Below are 23,114 nucleotides of genomic sequence, written 5' to 3' on the forward strand. Positions count from 1 at the left end.
AGGGGCGGGCCGGGACACCGGCCCGCCCCTGGCGCGTCTACGGTGGACCCGTGTTCTTCTGGGACGAGACGACGGCCGGCGCCCGGCGCGCGGTCACGAGCCGGGACGGCGGGGTCAGTGCGGGGGAGTGGGCCGGCCTCAACCTCGGGGCCCACGTCGGCGACGACCCGGACGCCGTCGCGCGCAACCGCGGCCGGCTGGCCGACGCCCTGGGGCGACCCGTCGTCTACATGGACCAGTGCCACGGAGCCGGCGTCGCCGTCGTCGACGGCGTCCCGACCCGCGCCCCGTCGGCCGACGCACTCGTCACCCGGTCCGCCGACCTCGCCCTCGCGGTCCTCGTCGCCGACTGCGTGCCGGTGCTCCTCGCCAGCCCCGAGGGGGTCGTCGGCGCCGTGCACGCCGGCCGGCCCGGGCTCGTCGCGGGGGTCGTGCCCGCGGCCGTCGCCGCCATGCGCGACCTCGGAGCCGCCGCGGTGGACGCCGTCGTCGGGCCCTCGGTGTGCGCCCGCTGCTACGAGGTGCCCGCCGAGATGCGCGACGACGTCGCCGCGGAGCATCCGGTGAGCGCGGCGGTCACGTGGACGGGCACGCCGTCGCTCGACGTCGCCGCCGGCGTCGTCGCCCAGCTCCGGGCTCTCGACGTCGCCGTCCGCTGGCTGCCCGGCTGCACGAAGGAGAGCGCCGACCTCTACTCGTACCGGGCCTCCCGCACGACCGGCCGGTTCGCCGGGGTCGTGCACCGGGTGGCCGGGTGAGCGGGCGGCGCGACGAGCTCGCCGAGCGGCTCGGGGCGGTCCGGGCCCGGATCGACATGGCGATGAGCGCCGCCGGGCGCACCGACGACGTGACGCTCGTCGTCGTCACGAAGTTCTTCCCCGCGGCCGACGTCGACACCCTCGCCGAGCTCGGGGTCACCGACATCGGTGAGAACCGCGACCAGGAGGCGTCCGCCAAGGTCGCCGAGCTCGCGCACCGGGACCGGCTGACCGTCCACTTCATCGGCCAGCTCCAGACGAAGAAGGCCGGTGGCGTCGTGCGGTACGCCGACGTCGTCCACTCCCTCGACCGGCCCAAGCTGGCGCTGGCGCTGGACCGGGCGGCCGAACGGGCGGGCCGGCCCCTGGACGTCCTCGTGCAGGTCGGGCTCGACACCTCCGGTGGCCGGGGTGGCGTCGCGCCCGACGACGTGGCCGCCCTCGCCGAGGTCGCCGCCGGCCTCGACCACCTGCGCCTGCGCGGACTCATGGCTGTCGCGCCCCTCGGGGAGCCGGCGCGGCCGGCCTTCGCGCGGCTCCGCGAGCTGTCCGAGCGGCTCCGGACCGACCATCCCGCGGCGACCTGGCTGTCCGCCGGCATGAGCGCGGATCTCGAGGACGCCGTGGCCGAAGGGGCGACACACCTGCGTGTCGGGTCCGCAATCCTCGGTTCTCGTGAGTCACACCGGTAACTTCGGTCACGACGCACGGCACCGGAAGGCGGAGCCGACGACCGAGGAGTACGTGATGGCTGGCGCGCTGCGCAAGACGATGGTCTACCTGGGCCTCGCCGAGGACCAGGGCCACTACGACGACGAGTACTACGACGGCTACGACGAGCCCGAGGTCGAGGACCGCACCGAGCACCGCGGGGCCGAGGTCACGCCGCTGCCCACGCGCCGCCCGGTCGCCGAGGTCGTGCGCAGCCACGACGCCGGCAGCGTCTCGCGGATCACGACGATCCACCCGCGCACGTACAACGAGGCCAAGACGATCGGCGAGAACTTCCGCGACTCGGTCCCCGTCATCATGAACCTCACCGACATGAGCGACTCCGACGCCAAGCGTCTCGTCGACTTCGCGGCGGGCCTGGTCTTCGGTCTCCACGGCAGCATCGAGCGGGTCACCTCCAAGGTGTTCCTGCTCTCGCCGGAGTCCGTGGAGGTCAATGCCGAGGAGGGCCCGGTCGCCGTCGCCGGTCGCGGTGTCTTCAACCAGAGCTGACGGGCCCCGCACGGCTGCGCTCCAGGTCGATGGGACACACTCGTCCTCATGAAGCCCGTTTTCGCCCTGCTCGCCTTCGTGGTCTTCCTGTACCTCGTCGTGCTCATCGGACGGGTGGTCTTCGACTGGATCCGGATCTTCGCCCGTGAGTGGCGGCCGCGAGGCCCGGTCCTGCTCGTGGCGGAGCCCGTCTACACGCTGACCGAGCCGCCGCTGCGGGCCCTGCGCAAGGTCATCCCGCCGCTGCGTCTCGGCGCCGTCAACATCGACCTGTCGTTCATGATCCTGTTCGTCGGCGTCATCATCCTCCAGGCCGTCCTCTCGGGCCTCGCTCGCTGAGTTCCGGATTCGGGGCGCCACTTCCGTGCACACCTGTCACGCAGGCCCCGTCATCGCGTAGTCTGAGCCACCGGACCCCCGGAGGCCATCAGTGTCGCGATCCCGGGGCCGTATTCGTGACCGACCGGCCACCAGGAGTTCCACATGGCTCTCACTCCCGAGGACGTCCTCAACAAGACGTTCACCCAGACCCAGTTCCGTCGGGGCTACGACGAGCGCGAGGTCGACGACTTCCTCGACGACATCGTCGCCGAGATGCGCCGCATGTCCAAGGAGTCCGACGACCTGCGCGGGGAGCTCAGCGCGTCCCGGGGCGGCAAGGGCATGGCCCCCGCCTTCGCGCGCACCGACTCCGAGACCGCGCAGGAGGTCGAGGAGCTCCGCTCCAAGAACGCCACCCTCGCGGCCCAGGTCTCCGAGCTCGAGGGGACCCGGGCCGAGCTCACCGCCCGCCTCGGCGAGTTCGAGAACGCCAGCGGCGACGGCGAGGCCCGCGCGGCCGAGCTGCAGGGCACGGTCAGCCAGCTCGAGAACCGCAACGCCGAGCTCGAGCGCCAGTCCGCCGACCTGCGTCAGCAGCTCGAGCAGCTGCGGGCCGCCGGTGGCGACTCCGACGTGCGCGTGGCCGACGCCGAGCGTCGCGCCACCGAGCTCGAGAACCACGCGATGCAGATCGAGAAGCACGCCACGACCCTCGAGACGCAGGTCAACGAGCTCGAGGCCCAGCTGGCGCAGGCCCGTGACGAGGCGGCCTCGGTCGCCGCGGAGCGCGACGAGCACGCCGCAGCGCTCACCGCCGCCCGCGAGCAGGCCGGGGCGGACGCCGACGGCCAGGTCCAGATGCTCGAGGCACGGCTCCAGGAGGCCCAGGAGGCGCTCAGCGTCGCCGAGCAGCGGGCCCAGGACGCCGAGGCCCGGCTCCAGGACGCCGAGGCGCGGGCCGAGGGTCAGGGCGAGGGCGGGCTCAGCGCCGCGGCTCTCGCCGGGGCCGGCGGTGGCGCCAGCGCCGCCGGGGTCATCGCCCTCGCGCAGCGTCTGCACGACGAGCACGTGTCCGCCGGTGAGTCCAAGCGCGAGGAGCTGATCTCCGAGGGGCAGCGTCGCCACGACGAGCTCCTGGGCACCGCCCAGCGCAAGCACGACGAGCTGATCTCGACGGGTCAGGCGCGTCACGACGAGCTGATCTCGACGGGTCAGGCCCAGCACGACGAGCTCGTCTCGACGGGTCAGGCCCAGCACGACGAGCTCGTCTCGACGGCGACGGCCCAGCGGGACGAGATGATCGGCACCGCGACGACCCAGCGGGACGAGATGCTCACCGAGGCCCGGGAGCGCTCGACCGGCATGGTCGCCGAGGCGCAGCAGAAGAAGGCGTCGATCCTCGAGGAGCTCGGCCGTGAGCGCGGCCTGCTCGAGCGGAAGATCGACGAGCTGCGGGGCTTCGAGCGCGACTACCGGACCCGGCTGCACGAGTACATCCAGGCCCAGCTCGCCGACCTCAAGGACGTCGGCGGCGACCCCGAGGGGTCCGAGGCGGAGGCGGCCACGCCGCAGCACGAGCGCCAGGGCTGAGCCCATCCGACGACGGAGGGGTCCGGGGTTGTCCCCGGGCCCCTCCGTCGTCGGCGGGAACGTTCCGGCGACGTGCACGTTCCCCCCGTATGGAGGTGCCGCGGGGCACCCCGTATCCTCCTCGACAGGTCGGGCCGTGCGGGCCCGGCGCGAACCGGAAAAGAGCACGTCATGGTGGTGAGACGGACGTTGTCCGCGGCGAAGAAGGTCGGCTCCAGCGCGATCTCCTCCGCGCGTCAGGCCGTGGGCGGTCGCCAGCAGGCGGCGCAGCAGCCCCCCGCCACGAAGGCTCCGGCGGCGGCGAAGGCCACCGCGAAGAAGGCTACGGCGAAGAAGGCCACCGCGAAGAAGGCTCCGGCGGCGGTGAAGGCCCCCGCGGCGAAGACCGCTGCCCAGAAGAACACGACGAAGAAGACCACGACGAAGAAGACCACGACGACGAAGACCCCCGCGACGAAGGCTCCGGCCTCGTCGAAGGGCTCCGCGACGACGACGCCCGCGAAGAAGACCCCGGCGAAGAAGACCCCCGCGAAGAAGACCCCCGCTGCGAAGGCTCCGGTCACGCAGCAGCAGCCCACCGGCACGACGGCCTCGGCCCGACGAGCCACGACGACGGAGAAGACGACGAGCGCGACGAAGAAGTCGGCGGCCACGAAGCCGGCCGCGACGAAGACGACGACCCCCGCGACGAAGGCCACGGCGAAGAAGCCCGCGAAGCGGGTCACCGCGGCCTCGCTGCCGGTGCTCGAGGGCGAGGCCCCCTGGACGGCGGCCGAGGTCCGGGAGGTGCGCTCCGAGCTCGAGCGCGACATCCAGCAGCTCCGGGAGGAGCTCGAGCACGCCCGCAGCGACCTCGTCGACCTCATGCGCGACTCCGGCGACGGTGCCGGCGACGACGAGGCGGACGCCGGGGCGAAGACCTACGAGCGGGAGCAGGAGATCTCGCTGGCGAACAACGCCCGCGAGATGCTCGAGCAGTCCGAGCACGCCCTCGAGCGTCTCGAGGCCGGCGAGTACGGCACCTGCGAGTCCTGTGGCAACCCGATCGGCAAGATGCGGCTCCAGGCCGCTCCTCGTGCGACCCTGTGCATGCCGTGCAAGACCAAGCAGGAGCGCCGCTGACCGCGGCCGAGCGCACCCCGACCAGCACCGCGGGCCTTCCCGCGGGTGGACGGGGTCGTCTGCGTACCCGGCTGGCGGTCATCGCGCTCGTCGTGCTCGTCCTGGACCAGGGGACGAAGGCGTGGGCGCTGGCGGCCCTGACCCCCGGGCAGCCGGTCGAGGTCATCGGGTCGCTGATCCGGCTCAACCTCATCCGCAACCCCGGTGCGGCCTTCTCCCTCGGGGACGGCTCCACGTGGGTGCTGACCGTCCTCTCCCTCGTCATCCTCGTCGGGGTCCTCGTCGGGGCCCGGCGGGTCGCCAACCTGCCGTGGGCCGTGGCCCTCGGGCTGCTGCTCGGCGGCGCGGTCGGCAACCTCGTCGACCGCCTCGTGCGCGAGCCGGGCCCGGGGCGCGGGCACGTCGTCGACTTCATCGACTACTTCGGGTGGTTCGTCGGCAACGTCGCCGACATCGCGATCGTCGGGGCCGCCGGGTTCGTCATGCTCCTGGCCCACCGGGGCATAGCGGTGGGCGGCCCCGTGCACCACCCCGGGCACGCCGATGACTGACGCCCGCACGGTCCTGGTCCCGGACGGTCTCGAGGGCGAGCGCGTCGACGCCGCCATCGCCCGCCTGTTCGGCCTCTCCCGCACCAAGGCCGCAGACCTCGCCGCCGCCGGTGAGGTCAGCGTCAACGCCGCCAGTGTCGGCAAGAGCCACCGGGTGAGCGCCGGCGACATGCTCGAGGTCCTCATCCCGAGCGGACCCGCCAGCCCGACCCTCGAGGTCGTCGCCGAGCCGGTCCCGGGCATGCGCGTCGTCCACGACGACGACGACATCGTCGTCGTCGACAAGCCGGTCGGGGTCGCGGCCCATCCCAGCGTCGGCTGGACGGGCCCCAACGTGCTCGCGGGGCTGAAGGCGGCCGGCTACCGGATCTCCACGAGCGGTGCGAGCGAGCGGCAGGGCATCGTGTCCCGGCTCGACGTCGGCACCTCGGGCCTGATGGTCGTGTGCAAGAGCGAACGCGGCTACTCGGTGCTCAAGCGGGCCTTCAAGGAGCGCCGGGTCGACAAGACGTACCACACCCTCGTCCAGGGGCTCCCGGACCCGCTCGTCGGCACGGTCGACGCACCGATCGGGCGGCACCCCGGCGGCGACTACAAGTTCGCCGTCATGGACTCCGGCAAGCCCGCGGTGACGCACTACGAGCTGCTCGAGGCGTTCCGGCACGCCAGCCTGCTCGAGGTCCGCCTCGAGACGGGCCGCACCCACCAGATCCGGGTGCACATGGCCGCGGTGCGCCACCCCTGCGTCGGGGACCCGACCTACGGGGCGGACCCCACCCTGGCGAAGCGTCTCGGCCTCGAGCGGCAGTGGCTGCACGCCGTGGGCCTGGGCTTCGAGCACCCCGGGTCGGGGGAGTGGGTCACCTTCGAGAGCAGCTACCCGCAGGACCTCCAGGGCGCTCTCGACCGGCTCTGACCGGCACCCGGCGACACGACCCCCCGACACGCCGAGGGCTGTCCCCGGACCGACCTAGGATGGTCGGCGATGTCCACCCCGTCCGCCCCGAGCCCGAGCCCCACCTCCACACGGAAGGGCTCCGACTCGTTCGTGCACCTGCACGTCCACACCGAGTACTCGATGCTCGACGGCGCCGCGCGGATCGGCGACCTGTTCACCCGGGCCGCCGAGCTGGGCATGCCGGCCCTCGCGACCACCGACCACGGCTACGTCTTCGGCGCCTACGAGTTCTGGAAGAAGGCCCAGGGCACCGGGGTCAAGCCGATCATCGGCGTCGAGGCGTACGTCACCCCCGGCACCCACCGCACCGACAAGACCCGCGTCAAGTGGGGCGACGAGCGCACCCGCCCCGGCGACGACGTGTCGGGGTCGGGGGCCTACACCCACATGACGCTGCTGGCCCGCGACAACACCGGGCTCCACAACCTCTTCCGCCTCGACAGCCAGGCCTCCCTCGACCAGGTGTACGCGAAGTGGCCCCGCATCGACCGCGAGCTGCTCGACCAGTACGGCAAGGGCCTGATCGCCACCACCGGCTGCCCGTCCGGCGAGATCCAGACCCGGCTCCGGCTCGGCCAGTACGACCTGGCGAAGCAGGCGGCCTCCGACCTGCGTGACCTCTTCGGCGCCGAGAACTTCTTCTGCGAGCTGATGGACCACGGCCTCGACATCGAGCGCCGCGTCCAGCAGGACCTGCTGCGCCTGGCCCGCGAGGTCGGCCTGCCGCTCGTCGCGACCAACGACCTGCACTACACGAACCCCGAGGACGCCAAGGCGCACTCGGCGCTGCTGTGCGTGCAGTCCGGCTCGACGATGATGGACCCGGGCCGGTTCAAGTTCGACTCCGACGACTTCTACCTCAAGTCCGCCGAGGAGATGCGCCACACCTGGCGCGAGCTGCCCGAGGCGTGCGACAACACCCTCCTCATCGCGGAGATGTGCGACATCTCGTTCACCGAGGGCGAGGGCCGGTACATGCCGCGGTTCCCGTGCCCGCCGGGCGAGAACGAGGAGAGCTGGTTCGTCAAGGAGGTCGAGCAGGGCCTGCGCGACCGGTTCCCCGAGGGCGTCCCCGACTACGCCCGCCGGCAGGCCGAGTTCGAGACCGACGTCATCGTCGGCAAGGGCTACGCCGGGTACTTCCTCGTCGTCGCCGACTTCATCACCTGGGCCAAGGACAACGGCATCCGGGTCGGGCCGGGGCGTGGCTCCGGTGCCGGCTCGATGTGCGCCTACGCGATGAAGATCACCGACCTCGACCCTGTGCCGCACGGCCTGATCTTCGAGCGGTTCCTCAACCCCGAGCGCATGTCGATGCCCGACTTCGACGTCGACTTCGACGAGCGCCGCCGCGGCGAGGTCATCCGGTACGTCACCGAGAAGTACGGCTCCGAACGGGTCGCCCAGATCGTCACCTACGGCACCATCAAGGCCAAGCAGGCCGTCAAGGACTCCGCCCGGGTCATGGGCCACCCGTTCGCCGTCGGCGAGCAGCTGACGAAGGCGATGCCCGCCGACGTCATGGGCAAGGGCGTGCCGCTGTCGGGCATCTACGACCCCGAGCACCCGCGTTACGGCGAGGGCAAGGAGTTCCGCGACCTCGTCGCCGCCGAGCAGCACCTCCAGGAGGTCGTCGAGACCGCCAAGGGCCTCGAGGGCCTGAAGCGCCAGTGGGGCGTGCACGCCGCCGGCGTCATCATGTCCAGCGAGCCGCTCATCGACGTCATCCCGGTCATGCGGCGGCTGCAGGACGGGCAGGTCATCACCCAGTTCGACTACCCGAGCTGCGAGTCGCTCGGCCTCGTCAAGATGGACTTCCTCGGCCTGCGCAACCTCACCATCCTCGACGACGCCATCGTCAACGTGAAGGCCAACCGGGGCGAGGACATCGACCTCGACGCGCTGTCCAAGGACATGTCCGACAAGGCCACCTACGACCTGCTCGGCCGCGGCGACACCCTCGGGGTCTTCCAGCTCGACGGCGGCGGCATGCGCACGCTCCTCAAGCTCATGCAGCCCGACAACTTCGAGGACATCTCGGCGGCGCTCGCGCTGTACCGGCCGGGCCCGATGGGCGTCAACGCGCACACGAACTTCGCGCTGCGCAAGAACGGCAAGCAGGAGGTCATCCCGCTCGACCCGCAGCTCAAGGGCAAGCTCCAGCCCGAGATGGTGCAGGCGCTCGAGCCCATCCTCGGTACCACCTACGGCCTGGTCATCTACCAGGAGCAGGTCATGGAGATCGCCCAGAAGCTTGCCGGGTACACCCTCGGCAACGCCGACCTCCTGCGGCGCGCGATGGGCAAGAAGAAGAAGGAGGTCCTCGACAAGGAGTACGTGCCGTTCTCCGACGGCATGAAGGCCAACGGCTACAACGAGGCCTCGGTGGCGGCCCTGTGGGGCGTGCTCGTCCCGTTCTCCGACTACGCCTTCAACAAGGCCCACACCGCCGCCTACGGGCTCGTCTCGTACTGGACGGCCTACCTCAAGGCCAACTACCCGGCCGAGTACATGGCGGCCCTCCTCACGAGCGTCGGCGACGACAAGGACAAGTCGGCCCTCTACCTCGGGGAGTGCCGGCGGATGGGCATCAAGGTCCTACCCCCCGACGTCAACGACTCCGTCGGCCCGTTCGCCGCCGTCGGCACCGACATCCGCTTCGGTCTGCACGCGATCCGCAACGTCGGCCACAACGTCGTCGACGCGATCATCAGCGCGCGCGAGGAGAAGGGCCGGTTCACCTCCTTCCGCGACTTCATGTCCAAGGTGCCGGCGGTGGTCTGCAACAAGCGGACCATCGAGTCGCTCATCAAGGGCGGGGCGTTCGACGGGCTCGCCGAGACGCGGATGGGCCTGGTCCGCATCCACGAGGAGTACGTCGACGCCTTCGTGTCGGTCAAGCGGCAGGAGGCGATCGGCCAGGACAGCCTCTTCGGCGCGTTCGGGGACGACACCGGCGGCTCTTCCGGTGGCGACGACATGATGGGCCTCGCCCCGGTCCCCGGCGTCGAGTGGGACAAGTCGACGCTGCTGTCCTTCGAGCGCGAGATGCTGGGGCTCTACGTCTCGGACCATCCGCTGTTCGGGGTCGAGCACGTCCTCGCGGCGCACGCCGACACCCAGATCGCCTCGCTCACTGCCGACGAGAGCGGACGCCCCGAAGGGTCGATGGTCACCGTCGCCGGCCTCATCACCGGGCTCGCGATCAAGCGGACGAAGAAGGGCGACCTCTGGGCGATCGCGACCGTCGAGGACCTCGCCGGCGCCATCGAGTGCCTGTTCTTCCCGAGCACGTACATGACCGTGTCGGGGATGCTCCAGCAGGACCAGATCGCCGTCGTCCGGGGCAAGCTCAACCGGCGCGACGACTCGGTGTCGATCTACGCCCAGGAGCTCACCCTGCCCGACATCAGCGACGGCCCCCGCGGCCCGGTCGTGGTGACGATGGAGACGGCGCGGGCCACCGCCGAGCGCATCGAGGAGCTCAAGGGCGTCCTCACCAACCACCCCGGCACCACCGAGGTGCACCTGCGGCTCCTCAAGCCGGGCCGGTCCGTCGAGATCCGCCTCGACCCGGCGTTCCGGGTCAACGCCGACGAGGCGCTGTTCGGGGACCTCAAGGTGCTGCTCGGTCCCCGCTGCCTCTCCTGACCCGTCCGTCACACGACCCACGAACGGGTGCCGGCGACACCCGAACTGCCTGCTCAGGGGTCCTTCCCCGGGTCGGAACTCTCGCCTAGGGTGAGCACGCTTCCCGAACCCAGGAGACTCTCACATGATTTCGACTCGTCGACGCGCCCTCGGCACCGGTATCGCCGCCACTGCGCTCGCGGCCCTCGTGGCGGGCACCCCCGCCGTGGCGGCCGGCAAGGGCAAGCCCGACAGCAAGGGCAACCCGAACCTCACGTCCGTCCAGCTGCTCTCGTTCAACGACTACCACGGTCACCTCGAGGCCACCGACGGGCCGTTGCCTGCCACCCTCGACCCGAGCCGCACCCCGGCGGGTGGCGCCGAGCACCTCGCCACGGCGCTGGCGACGCTGCGGAGCCAGGCCCCGGGCGGGCGGTCGCTGACCGTCGCCGCCGGCGACCTCATCGGCGGCTCGACGTTCCTGTCGGGCCTGTTCCACGACGAGCCGTCCGTGGAGTCGCTCAACGCGATGCACCTGGACGTCAGCAGCGTCGGCAACCACGAGTTCGACGAGGGCACCGACGAGCTGCTGCGGATGCAGGACGGCGGCTGCCACCCCAAGGACGGGTGCTACTTCCCGGAGCAGCCGTACGCCGGGGCCGACTTCCAGTGGCTCGCAGCCAACGTCGTCAAGAAGTCCGACGGCGAGACCCTCCTGCCCGGCACCGAGGTCCGGACCGTCGGCGGGGTCAAGGTCGGCTTCATCGGCATGACCCTCGAGGGCACTCCCACGCTCGTCGACCCGGCCGGCGTCGCGTCCGTCGACTTCAAGGACGAGGTCGAGACCGCTGACGCCCAGGCCCGCATCCTCAAGAAGCAGGGCGTGAAGTCCATCGTCGTCCTGCTCCACGAGGGCGGTGTCCAGTCGGGCACCTACCAGCAGTGCGTGGGCATCTCGGACCCGATCGCCACGATCGCGGCCACGATGACCTCCGAGGTCGACGCGATCATCACCGGTCACACCCACCAGCCGTACACGTGCTCGCTCCCCGACCCGGCCGGCAACCCGCGCCTCGTCACCAGCGCCGCGTCCTTCGGCCAGGTCGTCACCGAGACCAACCTGGTCATCAACACCCGCAGCGGTGAGGTCATGCGCGACCGCTCCACCGCGACGAACCACCTCGTGAGCCGCGCCCAGTTCGCCAAGGACGCCGAGCAGTCGGCGATCATCGCGAAGTGGAAGGCCCTGTCGGGGCCGCTCGCCGCACGGATCGTCGGCAGCAACGCCGAGGACATCACCGGTGACTCCAGCGGCAACCGCGGCATCGAGACGCCGATGGCCGACCTCGTGGCCGACGCCATCCTGTGGGGCACCCAGGCCCCGGCCAACGGCGGGGCGCAGATCGCCCTCATGAACGTCGGCGGTGTCCGAGCCAGCCTGCGGGTCGCCCCGAAGTACGCCGAGGGTCCCGGCCAGATCACCTACGCCGAGTCCTACGACGTCGCACCGTTCGGCAACATCCTCACGACCATGGACCTCACCGGCGCCGAGCTGAAGGCCGTGCTCGAGCAGCAGTTCGTCCCCGGTCGCCCCGGCGGCCGCGACGCGCTGGCGCTCGGGGTGTCGCAGGGCTTCACCTACACCTGGGACGCGACGCAGCCGGCCGGCAGCCGGGTCGTGCCGGGCTCGATGAAGCTCGGGGGGGTGGCCATCGAGGCGGGGCAGACGTACCGCATCGCGACGATCAACTTCCTCGCCAACGGTGGTGACTCCTTCACCGGCTTCACGGCGGGGCGCAACGTCCTCGGCGGCAGCGAGGACCTCGCGAACCTCGTCGCGTACTTCGAGGCCAACCCGGGGCTCACCGCCCCGGCGGACCGGGTCGCCGGTCTCTGACCGGTTCCGACCCGACGAGGGCCGCACCCCACCCGGGGTGCGGCCCTCGCCGCGTCCATGGCTGCGTAGGGTGGCGCCATGGCGACGCCACCACCCCCGTCAGCACCGCACCGCCCCTACGTCCGCGAGCACCACGGCGACGCCGTCGAGGACCCGTACTGGTGGATGCGCGACCTCGAGGACCCCGACCTGCTCGCCTACCTCGAGGCCGAGAACGCGTACGCCGACGCCGGCACCGCACACCTCGCGCCGCTGCGCCGGACGCTCTTCGACGAGATCAAGGCCAGGGTCAAGGAGGACGACCTCTCGGTGCCGGTCGCGAGCGGCCCGTGGTGGTACTTCAGCCGCACCGCCGAGGGCAAGCAGTACGCCACCCAGGTCCGGGCCCCGCGCACGGACGGCACCGGCCGCCCCGACCCCGAGGGCGCGGCCCTGCCCGGTGAGGAGGTCGTCGTCGACGGCAACGTGGAGGCCGGCGACTCCGAGTTCTTCTCGATGGGCGCCCTGACGGTGAGCCACGACCATCGCCTCGTCGCCTTCGCCGTCGACACCGCCGGCGACGAGCGGTTCGACCTCACCGTCCGCGAGGTCGCCTCCGGCCGTGTCCTCGACACGGCGGTCACGCGCATCGGGTACGGCTGCGAGTTCAGCCGGGACGGGCGGTTCGTCTTCTACACCCGCGTCGACGACGCCTGGCGGCCCTTCCAGCTGTGGCGGCACCGGGTCGGCACCGACGCCGCCGAGGACGTGCTCGTCCACCAGGAGGACGACGAGCGGTTCTGGATGGGGGTGGGCTCCAGCCGCGACGAGCGCTGGCTCATGCTCAGCCTCGGGTCCAAGACGACGAGCGAGGTGCACCTCCTCGACTCCAGCGACCCCGAGGGCACGTGGCGGGTCGTCGCGCCGCGCCGCGAGGGCGTCGAGTACGACGTCGAGCCCGCCGACGACCGCCTGCTCGTCGTCCACAACACCGACACCCCCGAGTCCGACCTCGCGTGGGCGCCGCTCGAGGCGACGAGCCACGAGCAGTGGGTGCCGCTGCTCTCCTCGGGCGACGGGGAGCGGTTCGTCGGGGTCGACGCGTTCGACACGGCGACCGTCCTGTCGCTGCGCACCGGGGGGCTCACGGCGCTGCGGGTCCTGCCGCGCGACGTCACCTCGGTCTCGGGGCACGGCACCCCCTGGGACGTGCAGGTCGACCAGCCCGTGCACTCGATCGGCCTCGGCGACAACCCCGAGCCGGACCAGACCGCGATCCAGGTGGTCGTGGAGTCGTGGACGACCCCGCGCACGGTGCTAGACGTCGACCTCGCGACGGGGGCCCGGACCGAGCTGAAGCGGCAGCCGGTCCTCGGCGGCTTCGACCCCGCCGACTACGAGGAGTCCCGCGAGTGGGCGAGCGCCCCGGACGGGACCTCGGTCCCGGTCTCGGTCGTCCGCCACCGCAGCGTGAGCGCCGACGGGTCCAACCCGGGGCTGCTCTCCGCCTACGGCGCCTACGAGATCTCGTCCGACCCCTACTTCTCGGTCGCCCGGCTCGGCCTGCTCGACCGCGGGGTCGTCTTCGCCGTGGCGCACGTGCGCGGCGGGGGCGAGATGGGGCGGCGCTGGTACGACGACGGCAAGCTGCACGCGAAGACCAACACCTTCACCGACACCGTCGCGGCGGCGGAGTACCTCGTGGCGTCCGGGTGGGTGGCCGCCGACCGGCTCGGCATCGAGGGCGGGTCCGCGGGTGGGCTGCTCGTCGGCGCCGTGCTCAACCTCGCGCCGGAGCGCTTCCGGGTGGCCCACGCGGCCGTCCCCTTCGTCGACGCGCTCACGACCATCCTCCAGCCCGAGCTGCCCCTCACCGTGGGGGAGTGGGAGGAGTGGGGCGACCCGCTGCACGACCCCGAGGTGTATGCCCGGATGCGGGCCTACTCGCCGTACGAGAACCTCCGCGCCACCCGGTACCCCGCGATCCTCGCGACGAGCAGCCTGCACGACACCCGGGTCTACGTCACCGAGCCGGCCAAGTGGGTGGCACGGCTGCGCGAGACCGTCACCAACGACCCCGCCGACCGTCCGGTCCTGCTGCGCACCGAGATGTCGGCGGGGCACGGCGGGCGGTCGGGCCGGTACGCCGCCTGGGAGCAGGTGGCGTGGGAGTGGGCGTTCGTCCTCGACCAGCTCGGCGCGACCGAACGGGTGGAGCCGCTCAGCGGGTGACGAGCACCGGGCACGCGCTGCGGGACACGAGGCGCATCGCCGTCGAGCCCACCTTCAGCCCGTCGAAGCCCCCGTCACCGCGGGCGCCGACCACGAGCATGCTCGCGCCCTGGCTGGCCTCGGTCAGGGCGTGCACGGGGTCGTCGCGCACGACGCGGACCTCGCAGGCGATGTCGGGTGCCTCCGTCTTGGCCATCGTGGTCCGGACCCGCTCCTCGATGGCGGACTCGTACTCCTCCCAGCTGGACGAGCGCGCGAGCGTCGGGTCGGTGGCCGCCCGCGCCCGCCAGGCGTGCACCGCCTCGAGGGTGCCCCCGATGATCCGGGCCTCCCGGGCGGCGACGTGCAGGGCGGCGAGGGAATCCTGGGACCCGTCGATACCGACGACGATCCGGCCCTGGGGGACCGGCGCCGCGACCGCCTCGTGCCCGACGACGAGCACGGGGCAGTGGGCGTGGGTGAGCACCTGCATCGCGACGGCGCCCATACTGACCCGGCTGATGAGGCCTTGCCCGACGGCGCCGACGACGACGAGGGCGGCGGTGTGCGAGGACGCGATGAGGGCCGGGCTCGCGTAGCCGTCGTGGAGGCTCGTCGTCACGGTGAGGTCCGGATGGGCGGCGTGGGCCCGGGCGGTGGCGGACGCGAGGAGCCGGTTCCCGTGCTCGGTGACGAGCTCCCGGTCGGCCAGCGCCCCGAAGCCGAGCATCGGCAGGTCGGGTGCGAACGCATGGAGGACGTGCAGCGACATGCCGCGACTGCTCGCGACGTGGGCGGCGTGGGTGACCGCGGCCATCGAGGCGGGGGAGCCGTCGACGCCGACGACGACGCGGGACTGGTTCATCGTTCGTCCTTCCGCTGCGGAGGCGGGCTGTCTCGCCCCGTAATTCGACGGTCTCATCGCGCGCTCGTGGGCGCAAGGGACTGATGTCACAGCCCGGCGGGGTCGCGTCGTAGGGTGCGCACATGACCGAGCGCGCCATCACCTGGACCGACGACGCAGGGCGGGACGGCCGGGGCGCCGTCCGCATCCTCGACCAGACCGTCCTGCCCGCCACGACGGACTACCTCGACGTCGACACCGTCGACGCGCTCGTCGAGGCCATCGTCGCCCTCGCGGTGCGCGGGGCCCCGGCCCTCGGGGTCGCGGGGGCGATGGGCGTCGTCGTCGCGATGGACCAGGCGGAGCGGGAGGGCTGGGACGAGGCCCGGCTGCAGTCCGAGATCGACCGGATCCGGCACGCCCGGCCCACGGCGGTCAACCTCGCGTGGGGGGTCGACCAGGTGCGTCCGCTCGTCGGCGACGGCCGCGCGGCCGTGCTCGAGGCGGCGCGGGCCCTGGCGGCCGACGACGAGGCCGCCAACCGCGAGCTGTCCCGTCTGGCCGCCGACTGGCTGCTCGCGCGGATCGACCGTCCGACGCTGCGGGTCCTCACGCACTGCAACGCGGGTCTGCTCGCGACGTCGGGGTGGGGGACCGCCCTCGGGGTCGTCCGCGAGCTGCACGCGCGGGGGCGCGTCGAGTTCGTGTACGCCGACGAGACGCGGCCGCTGCTCCAGGGAGCCCGGCTCACCGCGTGGGAGCTCGCCGCCGACGGCATCCCGCACGCCGTCCAGGTCGACAGCGCCGCGTCCTCGACGATCATGCGCGGCCTCGTCGACTGTGCCATCGTCGGGGCCGACCGGATCACGGCCAACGGGGACGTCGCGAACAAGGTGGGCACCCTCGGCGTCGCGCTCGCGTGCCAGGCGGCGGGGGTGCCACTGCTCGTCGCCGCCCCCTGGTCCACCGTCGACCTGTCGATGGCCGACGGGTCGGGCATCGAGATCGAGGAGCGACCCGGTGCCGAGGTCACGTCCTTCGGCGGGGTGCAGACCGTTCCCGACGGCTCCCAGGGGTTCAACCCCGCCTTCGACGTCACGCCGGCGCGTTTCGTCGCCGCGGTGGCGACCGAGCGCGGGGTCGTCGAGCCCGCCGCCGGGGAGCGCCTCGACCAGGCGTGACCCGGGCGGTTCCTCACCGGCAGCGCTTCATTCCGCCGAAATGAAGGTATGATCTTCATATGAGTGAAATGAAGCCAGATGCTTCACGCTGTGTCGTCATCGGCGACCTCGTCGCGTCCCGGCGGTCCGCCGACCGGCGGAGCCTCCAGCAGGCGCTGAACGCTGCCCTCGCCGAGGTCGACGAGAGCTGCCCCTCCATCTCGGGGCTGCGCGTCACCGTCGGCGACGAGTTCCAGGGCTCGTACCGCAGACTCGGCGACGCCCTCGAGGTCGCGCTGCGGGTGCGCATCCGGCTCCTGCCCGAGGGCGACGTGCGGGTGGGCATCGGCCGGGGTCGGGTCACCGTCCTCGACGCCGAGCGTGGCATCGAGGACGGACCGGGCTGGTGGGCGGCCCGGGCCGCGCTCGTCGCCGTCGAGGAGGCCGCCGAGCGGTCCCCGACGCGACTGCTGCGGACCGGGGTGCGGACCGCCGCCGGTGTCGGCGCCGACGCCGTGGCGGAGCAGGGCGCCGACGAGACCGGCCTCGGTGCCGCCGTCAACGCCGCCCTGCTCTGTCGGGACCATCTGGTTGGCTCCCTCTCGGAACGTTCACTCCGGCTCCTGGAGGGCCTCATGCACCCCGACACAACGCAGGCGGCGCTCGCCGAGCGCGAGGGCGTCAGCGCGTCCGCGGTCTCCCAGCGCGTCCGCATCGACGGCATCGGTGCCGTGCTGGCTGCCCAGGCGCTGCTGCGGGACCTGCCGTGACCTGGCTCGGGGTGTGGCTCGTCGGGGTGGGGCTGGCCGACCTCGTCCGGGCCGGCCGGCGCCCGGCGGTCGCTCGGTGGGCCGTGCCGTCGGGGGTGGCCGCCATCGTGCTGCTCGGGGCGGGCTCGCAGCTGCTCGGGGTCGGCGACGCCGTCGCCCTCGTCGGGGCGGTCCTCTCGCTCGTGCTGTGGGTCCGCTGGTCGCAGCGCGCGCTGGCCATCGGCTCCGGGCACGTCCGCTCGCTCGCGGCGCTCGCCGGTGGGGCCGGGTGGCTCCTCGCGCTGTCGGGCTGGGCCTCGCCCGCCGGCGGGCTGCTCGGCAGCTGGCTGGGCTGGGCGGACCTCCCGTCGTTCGGGCAGGCGGTCGACCCCGGCTACGTGCTGCTCGTCGGGGGCCTCCTCGTCGCCAACCTCGCGACGGGCAACGTCGTCGTCCGCCTCGTCCTCGTCAGCGTGGGCGCGCTCCGGCCGCTGGGGCGGGCCCGGACCGCGGCGATGGCGATGCCCGAGCCGGCGATGCAGCTGCGGGGTGGCCGGCTGCTCGGGCCGATGGAGCGGGTCGTCATCCTCGGTCTGGGGCTCGCCGGCCAGCTGACGGCCGCGGCCCTCGTCATCGCCGCGAAGGGGCTCATCCGCTTCCCCGAGCTGCAGAGCAAACGGAGCGAGCGCGAGTCCCTCGACGGCGTCGGCATCGACGAGGTCACCGAGTACTTCCTCGTCGGGTCCTTCGTCTCCTGGCTCATCGCGCTCGGCAGCCTGTTCCTCGCGCACTGACCCACCCGCCTGGGGCCTGGGGGTCGGCTCAGACGTCGAGGATCCGGCCGCGCCACTGCGGCGGGAAGTCGCTCGTCGTGTTCCCCACGACGAGCAGCCGGTAGGTCATCGCGGCCGCCTCCTCGAGGTTGAGGGCCCGGCGCAGCGCCATCGGCACCGAGTCGCCGAGGGCCGAGCAGCCGTGGTTGGCGAGCACCACGGCGTTGTGGTCGCGCGCGGCCTCGGCGGCGGCGTCGGCCAGCTCGGCGCTCCCGGAGGGGATGAACGGCACCCAGCCGTTGCTGCCGAGGTAGAACTGGTGGTCGAGGGTCGTGAACCGGATGGGTGCGCCCAGCAGGTCGACGAGCAGCACGTGCTGGGGGTGCAGGTGCACGATGGCGGTGATGTCCGGGCGGACGTCGTAGGTGCGCTGGTGCAGCTTCCACTCCACCGACGGGCGCTCGGCGCCACCGACCCGCTCACCGCCGAGGGTCATCTCGGTGAAGTCGTCGGCGGTCAGGCGGTCCAGCCAGGTACCGGTGCCGGTGACGACGAACCGGTTCGTCCCGGGGACGCGCGCCGACAGGTTGCCACCGCTGGCCTGGACGAGGCCGCGCTCGACGACGTGGCGGCCGGCATCGATGAGCTGGTCGATGGTCTCGGTGCGGGTCTGGTTCACAGGCCGATCATTGCGCACCAGGGACGGGCCCGGGAGGACCCGTGCAGCACGACCTGCACCCCTCGGCACGAGTCGGCGCCGCACCCCGGGAGGGGTGCGGCGCCGTGCGTGAGCCGGTCTCAGGCGGAGGCGGCCTCGGTGCGGGACTCGCTGGCCTCGCCGGTGATCGTGCGGTGGCCGCCCGCGTGGTTGATGGAGATCTTGCGCGGCTTGGCCTCCTCGGCGACCGGGATGGTCAGGGTGAGGACGCCGTCGTCGTAGCCGGCCTCGATGCGGTCGGGTGCGACGCCGTAGCCGAGGGTCAGCTGCCGGGCGAAGGTGCCGCTGGGGCGCTCGTGCGAGAGCCACTGGACCTCCTCGTCGGTCTCCTCGCGGCGCTCGGCGCGGATGGTGAGGGTGCGGTCCTCGACATCGACGTCGATGCTGCTCGGGTCGACGCCCGGCAGGTCGATCTTCGCGACGAACGTCTCGCCCGTGCGGTACAGGTCCATCGGCATCGCCGTGGCCGCGGGCGAGCGGAGGGTGCCGCCGAACATGCGGTCGAGGTCGCGGAACGGGTCGAACGTGGTGGCCATGGTCATGTCCTCCGTGATGCGGGGGCGAGGTCGCCCGGTGGGTTGCATGAGTGACAACGGCTCAAGTTTGCATCGTGTTCCCGACTCACGTCAAGCGGGTCCCGGCGCCCTCAGACGTGGTCCCGCCAGGTGTGCCGGGGCTCGTAACCGAGCACCCGGCGGGCCTTGTCGATGGCCAGCAGGGTCTCGTGCTCGCCGAGCTCCCGGGTGAGTTCGACCTGCGGGAAGACCTCGGCCATGAGGCTCGCGCTGGAGCGGCTCATCACGGTGTCGGCGTTGGCGATGACGAACACCTCCGCCCCGGGGACGTCGCGCGCGAGCGCCTTCTCGACGGCCTGGGCGCCGTCGCGGGCGTCGATGTATCCCCAGAGGTTCCACTTGCGCAGGTGCGGGTCGGCGTCGAAGGCCGGGAACTGCGCGTAGTCCTCGACGTCCATGACGTTGGAGAAGCGCAGGCCCACCGCGACGAGGTCGGGCTGCCACCGGCAGAAGTGCCGCGCCAGGTCCTCCTCGAGCGCCTTGTTGAGGGAGTACGTCGACTCCGGCCGCGGCGGGTACTCCTCGTCGACCGGGGCGTACGGCGGCGGGGTGTCGAACGGCAGGCCCAGCACGGTCTCGCTCGAGGCCCAGACGAGCCGGTGGATCCCCGCGGCGCGGCACGCGGCGAAGACGTTGTACGTGGCCGCGGAGTTGTTCGCGTACGTCGCGGCGTTCGACGTCATGCCCGGGGCCGGGATGGCCGCGAGGTGGACGACGGCGTCGACGGGGGCGTGCTCGTCGACGCCGCCGGTCAGCGCCTCGAGCACCTGGCCGTAGTCGTTGAGGTCGGCGACGAGGAACTCGCCCTCGACCTCCCGCGGGTCGCCGCCGACCCGGTCGGTGGCGAGGACGTCGAGGCCGATGGCGCGCAGGTGGCGGACGACGGCCCGGCCCAGCTTGCCGCGGGCCCCGGTGACGGCGACGCGGCGGGGGAGGTGGGTGGTCGCGGGGGAGTCAGTCATGGGTCCATCCTCACCCGCGCGCGGCCGGTGCGTAGGGTCTGGAGGCGGCCGACAGGAAGGACCGTCCGGATGGCGTACTTCGAGCGGCTCGGCGACACCCGGTTCCGGGCTACCGAGCACACCGGCGGGGCGTGGCGCGAGGACGAGCAGCACATCGCGCCGGCCCTCGGGCTACTCGCCCACGTCGTCGAGCGGGACCGGGACGCGCGGCGCGACGACGACCTGGTCCTGGCGCGGCTCTCCTACGACATCCTCGGGACGGTGCCGGTGGCGGAGGTCGACACCTCGGTGCGGGTGCTGCGGGCGGGGCGCACGATCGAGCTCGTCGAGGCGACGATGAGCCACGCCGGGCGCGTGGTCGTCGTGCTCCGCGCGTGGCTCCTGCAGCAGCAGGACACAGCCGCCCTCGCCGGCACCGCGCTGCCGGCCATGCCGCCGCCGGGCGAGCTGCCCGAGTGGTCGCCGCGGGACACCTGGCCGGGCGGCTTCATCCGGTCCGTCGAGCTGCGTCGCCACCTCGAGGAGCCGGGGCGCGGGTGGTTCTGGGCCCGGGCCACCGAGCCGCTGCTCAGCGACGAGCCGGTGAGCGAGGGTGCGCGGCTGGCGGGCCTGCTCGACCTGGCCAACGGGATGACGGTGCGGTCCGACCCGGCCGAGGTCCACTTCCCGAACGTCGACCTCACGGCCCATCTGCTGCGCACGGGGCAGGGGAAGTGGCTGGGCGTCGACACGACGGTCTCGTTCGGCGCGACCGGGGTAGGCGTCACGAGCAGCCGGCTGCACGACACGGCCGGCCCGCTCGGCACCCTCGCCCAGAGCCTCACGGTGCGCCCGCGCTGACGGCGAGCCGGGTGCGCCGCGGGGGTGTCGGTGCGATGCGACCGGGGTATCCCGTGACCACAGACATCCGACGAAGGAGACCGTGATGAGCGCAGACCAGGCCGACACCCACCAGGAGGGGGCCACCCCCGAGGAGGGCGACCGCACCGAGCAGGCCGAGTCGACCGGCATCACCCCCGGTGCGGACCGCCAGAGCCCGCACACCGGGGCGGCGGAGTCGGGGTACGAGGACCTGCCGGGGCCGGCGCACGCCGTGACCCAGCCGTTGGCCCCCGACGGCACTCCGGTGCCCGTGGACGCCGACGGCCACCTCGGAGCCCCGACGGACGAGCAGATGTCGCGCGAGGAGCCCTGACGAGGGTGACCGCGAGGGCCGAGTGACCCGTCCTGGTTCGGTGACGTTCCGCCACCGGCAACGCCCGGGAGCCCAGCGGCAGCAGGACTGGGGCGAACGCGACGAAGGGCGCCCCCGCCACGGCGGGAGCGCCCTTCGTCGCGTGCTCGACGCTCAGATGTCGAAGTACATCTCGAACTCGTGCGGGTGCGGGCGCAGGCGGATCGGGTCCACCTCGTTGGTCCGCTTGAAGTCGACCCACGCGGCGATGAGGTCCTCGGTGAAGACGCCACCCTCGAGCAGGAACTCGTGGTCGGCCTCGAGCGCGTCGAGGACAGCGGCCAGGGAGTCGGGCACCTGCTCGATGGCCTCGTGCTCCTCGGGCGGCAGCTCGTAGAGGTCCTTGTCGACCGGCTCCGGCGGCTCGATCCGGTTCTTGATGCCGTCCAGGCCCGCCATGAGCTGCGCCGCGAAGCACAGGTACGGGTTGGACGACGGGTCCGGAACGCGGAACTCGATGCGCTTGGCCTTGGGGTTGTCGCCCGTGATGGGGATGCGCACGCACGCGGAGCGGTTTCGGGCCGAGTACACGAGGTTGACGGGGGCCTCGTAGCCCGGCACCAGACGGTGGTAGCTGTTCATCGTCGGGTTGGTGAACGCCAGGACCGCCGGCGCGTGCTTGAGCAGGCCACCGATGTACCAGCGCGCCATGTCGGAGAGGCCGCCGTAGCCGCGCTCGTCGTAGAAGAGCGGCTCGCCGTCCTTCCAGAGCGACTGGTGGGTGTGCATGCCCGAGCCGTTGTCGCCGAAGATCGGCTTCGGCATGAACGTGGCGGTCTTGCCGCCCTCCCACACCGTGTTCTTGACGACGTACTTGAACTTCATCATGTCGTCGCCGGACTGGAGCAGGGTGTTGAACCGGTAGTTGATCTCCTGCTGGCCCGCGGTGCCCACCTCGTGGTGGCTGCGCTCGACCTCGATGCCCACCTCGGCCAGGTTGAGGCAGATCTTGTCGCGCATGTCGGCGAAGTGGTCGACCGGCGGGACGGGGAAGTACCCGCCCTTGTAGCGGGTCTTGTACCCGCGGTTGCCGCCCTCCTCGGCGCGGCCTGTGTTCCAGGCCGCCTCGACGGAGTCGATGAAGTAGTAGCTGGCGCTCTGCTTGGTCTCGAAGCGCACGTCGTCGAAGACGTAGAACTCCGCCTCGGCGCCGAAGAAGGCCGTGTCGGCGATGCCGGTCGTCTTGAGGTAGGCCTCGGCCTTGGCCGCCACGTTGCGCGGGTCGCGGCTGTAGTCCTCACCGGTGAACGGGTCGACGATGCTGAAGTTCATGATCAGCGTCTTCTCGACCCGGAACGGGTCGACGTACGCCGTGGTCGGGTCCGGGATCAGCTTCATGTCGGACTCGTGGATGGCCTGGAAGCCACGGATCGAGGACCCGTCGAACATCTGACCGTTGAGGAAGAAGTCCTTGTCGACCGTGTGAGCAGGCACGTTGAAGTGCTGCATGATGCCGGGCAGGTCGCAGAACCGGATGTCGACGAACTTGATGTCCTCTTCCTTGATGTAGGCGAGGACCTCGTCAGCGGAGCTGAACAATGCTGAACCTCCTGGTTCGGTGCATGGGGCCTGGCAGAGCCAGCCCGGGTGGCGTTGCCAACGACGCTAGGGCGAGGCGGTTTCCCGACCATGACCCGGATGTTTCGCCGACGTAACGCTGCCACCGTATCAAGGGGTGGGACAGCGCGCCCGAAGCGTGGAACGGGATGAGACGCGCGCAGCGCCGCCTCAGAACGGTGGCGGGTCGGTGGCCGAGGGGCGGGCGCGTGAGCGTCGGCGGTGGTGTGGGGGTCGGGGGTCGAGGTGGAGGTTGCGGGCGGTGAGGTCGTGGAGGTCGACGCGGCAGCGGGGGGCGGTG

Annotated in this window: 22 protein-coding genes; 16 read left to right on the top strand and 6 right to left on the bottom strand. The window is 72.1% G+C overall.

The genetic code is table 11. From position 1 onward, the window contains the following. Nucleotides 1-50 precede the first annotated feature (50 nt). The 5 genes from Q0963_RS03210 (at nucleotide 51) to Q0963_RS03230 (ending at nucleotide 3,893) form a co-directional block, all read left to right on the top strand. Nucleotides 51-758, top strand: a complete 708-nt coding sequence (locus Q0963_RS03210; RefSeq protein ID WP_299442338.1) for a polyphenol oxidase family protein — start codon at nucleotides 51-53, stop codon at nucleotides 756-758. Then, nucleotides 755-1,450 carry a YggS family pyridoxal phosphate-dependent enzyme gene (locus Q0963_RS03215; RefSeq protein ID WP_299442341.1) on the top strand — a complete coding sequence of 232 codons (696 nt, stop codon included), beginning with the start codon at nucleotides 755-757 and terminating at the stop codon, nucleotides 1,448-1,450. Before Q0963_RS03210 ends, Q0963_RS03215 begins: the two co-directional genes overlap by 4 nt. 55 nt (nucleotides 1,451-1,505) lie before the next feature. Then, nucleotides 1,506-1,982, top strand: coding sequence for a cell division protein SepF (locus Q0963_RS03220; protein WP_299442344.1), 477 nt, complete (start codon nucleotides 1,506-1,508; stop codon nucleotides 1,980-1,982). 48 nt (nucleotides 1,983-2,030) lie between these two features. Next, nucleotides 2,031-2,321, top strand: coding sequence for a YggT family protein (locus Q0963_RS03225; RefSeq protein ID WP_299442347.1), 291 nt, complete (start codon nucleotides 2,031-2,033; stop codon nucleotides 2,319-2,321). A 144-nt stretch (nucleotides 2,322-2,465) separates the two neighbouring features. Continuing rightward, the gene (locus Q0963_RS03230; RefSeq protein ID WP_299442350.1) at nucleotides 2,466-3,893 is read left to right on the top strand and encodes a DivIVA domain-containing protein; all 1,428 of its coding nucleotides are present in this window, start codon (nucleotides 2,466-2,468) and stop codon (nucleotides 3,891-3,893) included. Nucleotides 3,894-4,129: 236 nt separating this feature from the next. Here Q0963_RS03230 and Q0963_RS03235 read toward each other — a convergent pair whose 3' ends face one another. Further along, nucleotides 4,130-4,705: a hypothetical protein gene (locus tag Q0963_RS03235; RefSeq protein WP_299442353.1), complete on the bottom strand. Its 576-nt coding sequence runs from the start codon at nucleotides 4,703-4,705 to the stop codon at nucleotides 4,130-4,132. On the opposite strand from Q0963_RS03235, the gene Q0963_RS03240 reads away from it, so the two are divergent. From Q0963_RS03240 to Q0963_RS03265, 6 genes are all read left to right on the top strand, one after another. After that, a complete protein-coding gene (locus tag Q0963_RS03240) occupies nucleotides 4,680-5,015 on the top strand; it encodes a TraR/DksA C4-type zinc finger protein (protein ID WP_299442356.1) in 336 nt (111 codons plus the stop codon). The two genes, Q0963_RS03235 and Q0963_RS03240, sit on opposite strands and share 26 nt — an antisense overlap. After that, complete coding sequence (gene lspA, locus Q0963_RS03245; protein ID WP_299442359.1) at nucleotides 4,988-5,566, top strand: signal peptidase II; 579 nt, start codon at nucleotides 4,988-4,990, stop codon at nucleotides 5,564-5,566. The genes Q0963_RS03240 and lspA overlap by 28 nt, the downstream gene beginning before the upstream one ends. Then, nucleotides 5,559-6,482, top strand: a complete 924-nt coding sequence (locus Q0963_RS03250; RefSeq protein ID WP_299442361.1) for an RluA family pseudouridine synthase — start codon at nucleotides 5,559-5,561, stop codon at nucleotides 6,480-6,482. Before lspA ends, Q0963_RS03250 begins: the two co-directional genes overlap by 8 nt. Nucleotides 6,483-6,551: 69 nt before the next feature. After that, nucleotides 6,552-10,175, top strand: a complete 3,624-nt coding sequence (gene dnaE, locus Q0963_RS03255; RefSeq protein WP_299442364.1) for a DNA polymerase III subunit alpha — start codon at nucleotides 6,552-6,554, stop codon at nucleotides 10,173-10,175. Between the two features lie 124 nt (nucleotides 10,176-10,299). Beyond that, the gene (locus tag Q0963_RS03260) at nucleotides 10,300-12,051 is read left to right on the top strand and encodes a bifunctional UDP-sugar hydrolase/5'-nucleotidase (protein ID WP_299442367.1); all 1,752 of its coding nucleotides are present in this window, start codon (nucleotides 10,300-10,302) and stop codon (nucleotides 12,049-12,051) included. Nucleotides 12,052-12,129: 78 nt separating this feature from the next. Further along, nucleotides 12,130-14,262 (top strand): S9 family peptidase, encoded by a 2,133-nt coding sequence (locus Q0963_RS03265; protein ID WP_299442369.1) that lies wholly within the window; start codon nucleotides 12,130-12,132, stop codon nucleotides 14,260-14,262. Here the strand turns inward: Q0963_RS03265 and Q0963_RS03270 are convergent. After that, the gene (locus Q0963_RS03270; protein WP_299442372.1) at nucleotides 14,252-15,106 is read right to left on the bottom strand and encodes a universal stress protein; all 855 of its coding nucleotides are present in this window, start codon (nucleotides 15,104-15,106) and stop codon (nucleotides 14,252-14,254) included. The two genes, Q0963_RS03265 and Q0963_RS03270, sit on opposite strands and share 11 nt — an antisense overlap. A 122-nt stretch (nucleotides 15,107-15,228) precedes the next feature. On the opposite strand from Q0963_RS03270, the gene mtnA reads away from it, so the two are divergent. From mtnA to Q0963_RS03285, 3 genes are read left to right on the top strand one after another with little or no spacing between them, the layout of a single operon-like run. Further along, nucleotides 15,229-16,266, top strand: coding sequence for an S-methyl-5-thioribose-1-phosphate isomerase (gene mtnA, locus Q0963_RS03275; protein WP_299442375.1), 1,038 nt, complete (start codon nucleotides 15,229-15,231; stop codon nucleotides 16,264-16,266). Between the two features lie 59 nt (nucleotides 16,267-16,325). After that, nucleotides 16,326-17,015 (top strand): SatD family protein, encoded by a 690-nt coding sequence (locus Q0963_RS03280; RefSeq protein WP_299442378.1) that lies wholly within the window; start codon nucleotides 16,326-16,328, stop codon nucleotides 17,013-17,015. Beyond that, nucleotides 17,012-17,788, top strand: a complete 777-nt coding sequence (locus Q0963_RS03285) for a hypothetical protein (RefSeq protein WP_299442381.1) — start codon at nucleotides 17,012-17,014, stop codon at nucleotides 17,786-17,788. Before Q0963_RS03280 ends, Q0963_RS03285 begins: the two co-directional genes overlap by 4 nt. A gap of 28 nt (nucleotides 17,789-17,816) precedes the next feature. Here Q0963_RS03285 and Q0963_RS03290 read toward each other — a convergent pair whose 3' ends face one another. From Q0963_RS03290 to Q0963_RS03300, 3 genes are all read right to left on the bottom strand, one after another. Continuing rightward, entirely contained in the window at nucleotides 17,817-18,446 is a 630-nt protein-coding gene (locus tag Q0963_RS03290; RefSeq protein WP_299442383.1) for a class II aldolase/adducin family protein, read from the bottom strand. Between the two features lie 119 nt (nucleotides 18,447-18,565). Then, nucleotides 18,566-19,021, bottom strand: a complete 456-nt coding sequence (locus Q0963_RS03295) for an Hsp20/alpha crystallin family protein (protein WP_299442385.1) — start codon at nucleotides 19,019-19,021, stop codon at nucleotides 18,566-18,568. A 110-nt stretch (nucleotides 19,022-19,131) separates the two neighbouring features. Beyond that, a complete protein-coding gene (locus Q0963_RS03300) occupies nucleotides 19,132-20,022 on the bottom strand; it encodes an NAD(P)-dependent oxidoreductase (protein WP_299442389.1) in 891 nt (296 codons plus the stop codon). A 69-nt stretch (nucleotides 20,023-20,091) separates the two neighbouring features. Between Q0963_RS03300 and Q0963_RS03305 the strand changes: the two genes are divergently transcribed. Both Q0963_RS03305 and Q0963_RS03310 read left to right on the top strand, forming a co-directional pair. Continuing rightward, entirely contained in the window at nucleotides 20,092-20,862 is a 771-nt protein-coding gene (locus Q0963_RS03305) for a thioesterase family protein (RefSeq protein ID WP_299442392.1), read from the top strand. A gap of 85 nt (nucleotides 20,863-20,947) precedes the next feature. Continuing rightward, the gene (locus Q0963_RS03310) at nucleotides 20,948-21,217 is read left to right on the top strand and encodes a hypothetical protein (RefSeq protein WP_299442395.1); all 270 of its coding nucleotides are present in this window, start codon (nucleotides 20,948-20,950) and stop codon (nucleotides 21,215-21,217) included. A 153-nt stretch (nucleotides 21,218-21,370) separates the two neighbouring features. Here the strand turns inward: Q0963_RS03310 and glnA are convergent, their stop codons facing one another. After that, complete coding sequence (glnA, locus tag Q0963_RS03315) at nucleotides 21,371-22,795, bottom strand: type I glutamate--ammonia ligase (RefSeq protein ID WP_299442398.1); 1,425 nt, start codon at nucleotides 22,793-22,795, stop codon at nucleotides 21,371-21,373. Between the last annotated feature and the right edge of the window lie 319 nt (nucleotides 22,796-23,114).

It is taken from the genome of uncultured Phycicoccus sp. (assembly GCF_947495705.1).
Classification (GTDB): Bacteria; Actinomycetota; Actinomycetes; order Actinomycetales; family Dermatophilaceae; genus Phycicoccus.

Excerpts from the sequence above, each read along its gene's own strand:
- Q0963_RS03295 (WP_299442385.1), bottom strand. The coding sequence starts at position 19,021 with ATGGCCACCACGTTCGACCCGTTCCGCGACCTCGACCGCATGTTCGGC.
- Q0963_RS03260 (WP_299442367.1), top strand. The coding sequence starts at position 10,300 with ATGATTTCGACTCGTCGACGCGCCCTCGGCACCGGTATCGCCGCCACT.
- Q0963_RS03220 (WP_299442344.1), top strand. The coding sequence starts at position 1,506 with ATGGCTGGCGCGCTGCGCAAGACGATGGTCTACCTGGGCCTCGCCGAG.
- Q0963_RS03230 (WP_299442350.1), top strand. The coding sequence starts at position 2,466 with ATGGCTCTCACTCCCGAGGACGTCCTCAACAAGACGTTCACCCAGACC.
- Q0963_RS03305 (WP_299442392.1), top strand. The coding sequence starts at position 20,092 with ATGGCGTACTTCGAGCGGCTCGGCGACACCCGGTTCCGGGCTACCGAG.
- mtnA (WP_299442375.1), top strand. The coding sequence starts at position 15,229 with ATGACCGAGCGCGCCATCACCTGGACCGACGACGCAGGGCGGGACGGC.
- Q0963_RS03280 (WP_299442378.1), top strand. The coding sequence starts at position 16,326 with ATGAGTGAAATGAAGCCAGATGCTTCACGCTGTGTCGTCATCGGCGAC.
- Q0963_RS03270 (WP_299442372.1), bottom strand. The coding sequence starts at position 15,106 with ATGAACCAGTCCCGCGTCGTCGTCGGCGTCGACGGCTCCCCCGCCTCG.
- dnaE (WP_299442364.1), top strand. The coding sequence starts at position 6,552 with ATGTCCACCCCGTCCGCCCCGAGCCCGAGCCCCACCTCCACACGGAAG.
- Q0963_RS03265 (WP_299442369.1), top strand. The coding sequence starts at position 12,130 with ATGGCGACGCCACCACCCCCGTCAGCACCGCACCGCCCCTACGTCCGC.
- Q0963_RS03300 (WP_299442389.1), bottom strand. The coding sequence starts at position 20,022 with ATGACTGACTCCCCCGCGACCACCCACCTCCCCCGCCGCGTCGCCGTC.
- Q0963_RS03235 (WP_299442353.1), bottom strand. The coding sequence starts at position 4,705 with ATGTCGCGCTCGAGCTCGGAGCGCACCTCCCGGACCTCGGCCGCCGTC.
- Q0963_RS03225 (WP_299442347.1), top strand. The coding sequence starts at position 2,031 with ATGAAGCCCGTTTTCGCCCTGCTCGCCTTCGTGGTCTTCCTGTACCTC.
- Q0963_RS03310 (WP_299442395.1), top strand. The coding sequence starts at position 20,948 with ATGAGCGCAGACCAGGCCGACACCCACCAGGAGGGGGCCACCCCCGAG.
- Q0963_RS03250 (WP_299442361.1), top strand. The coding sequence starts at position 5,559 with ATGACTGACGCCCGCACGGTCCTGGTCCCGGACGGTCTCGAGGGCGAG.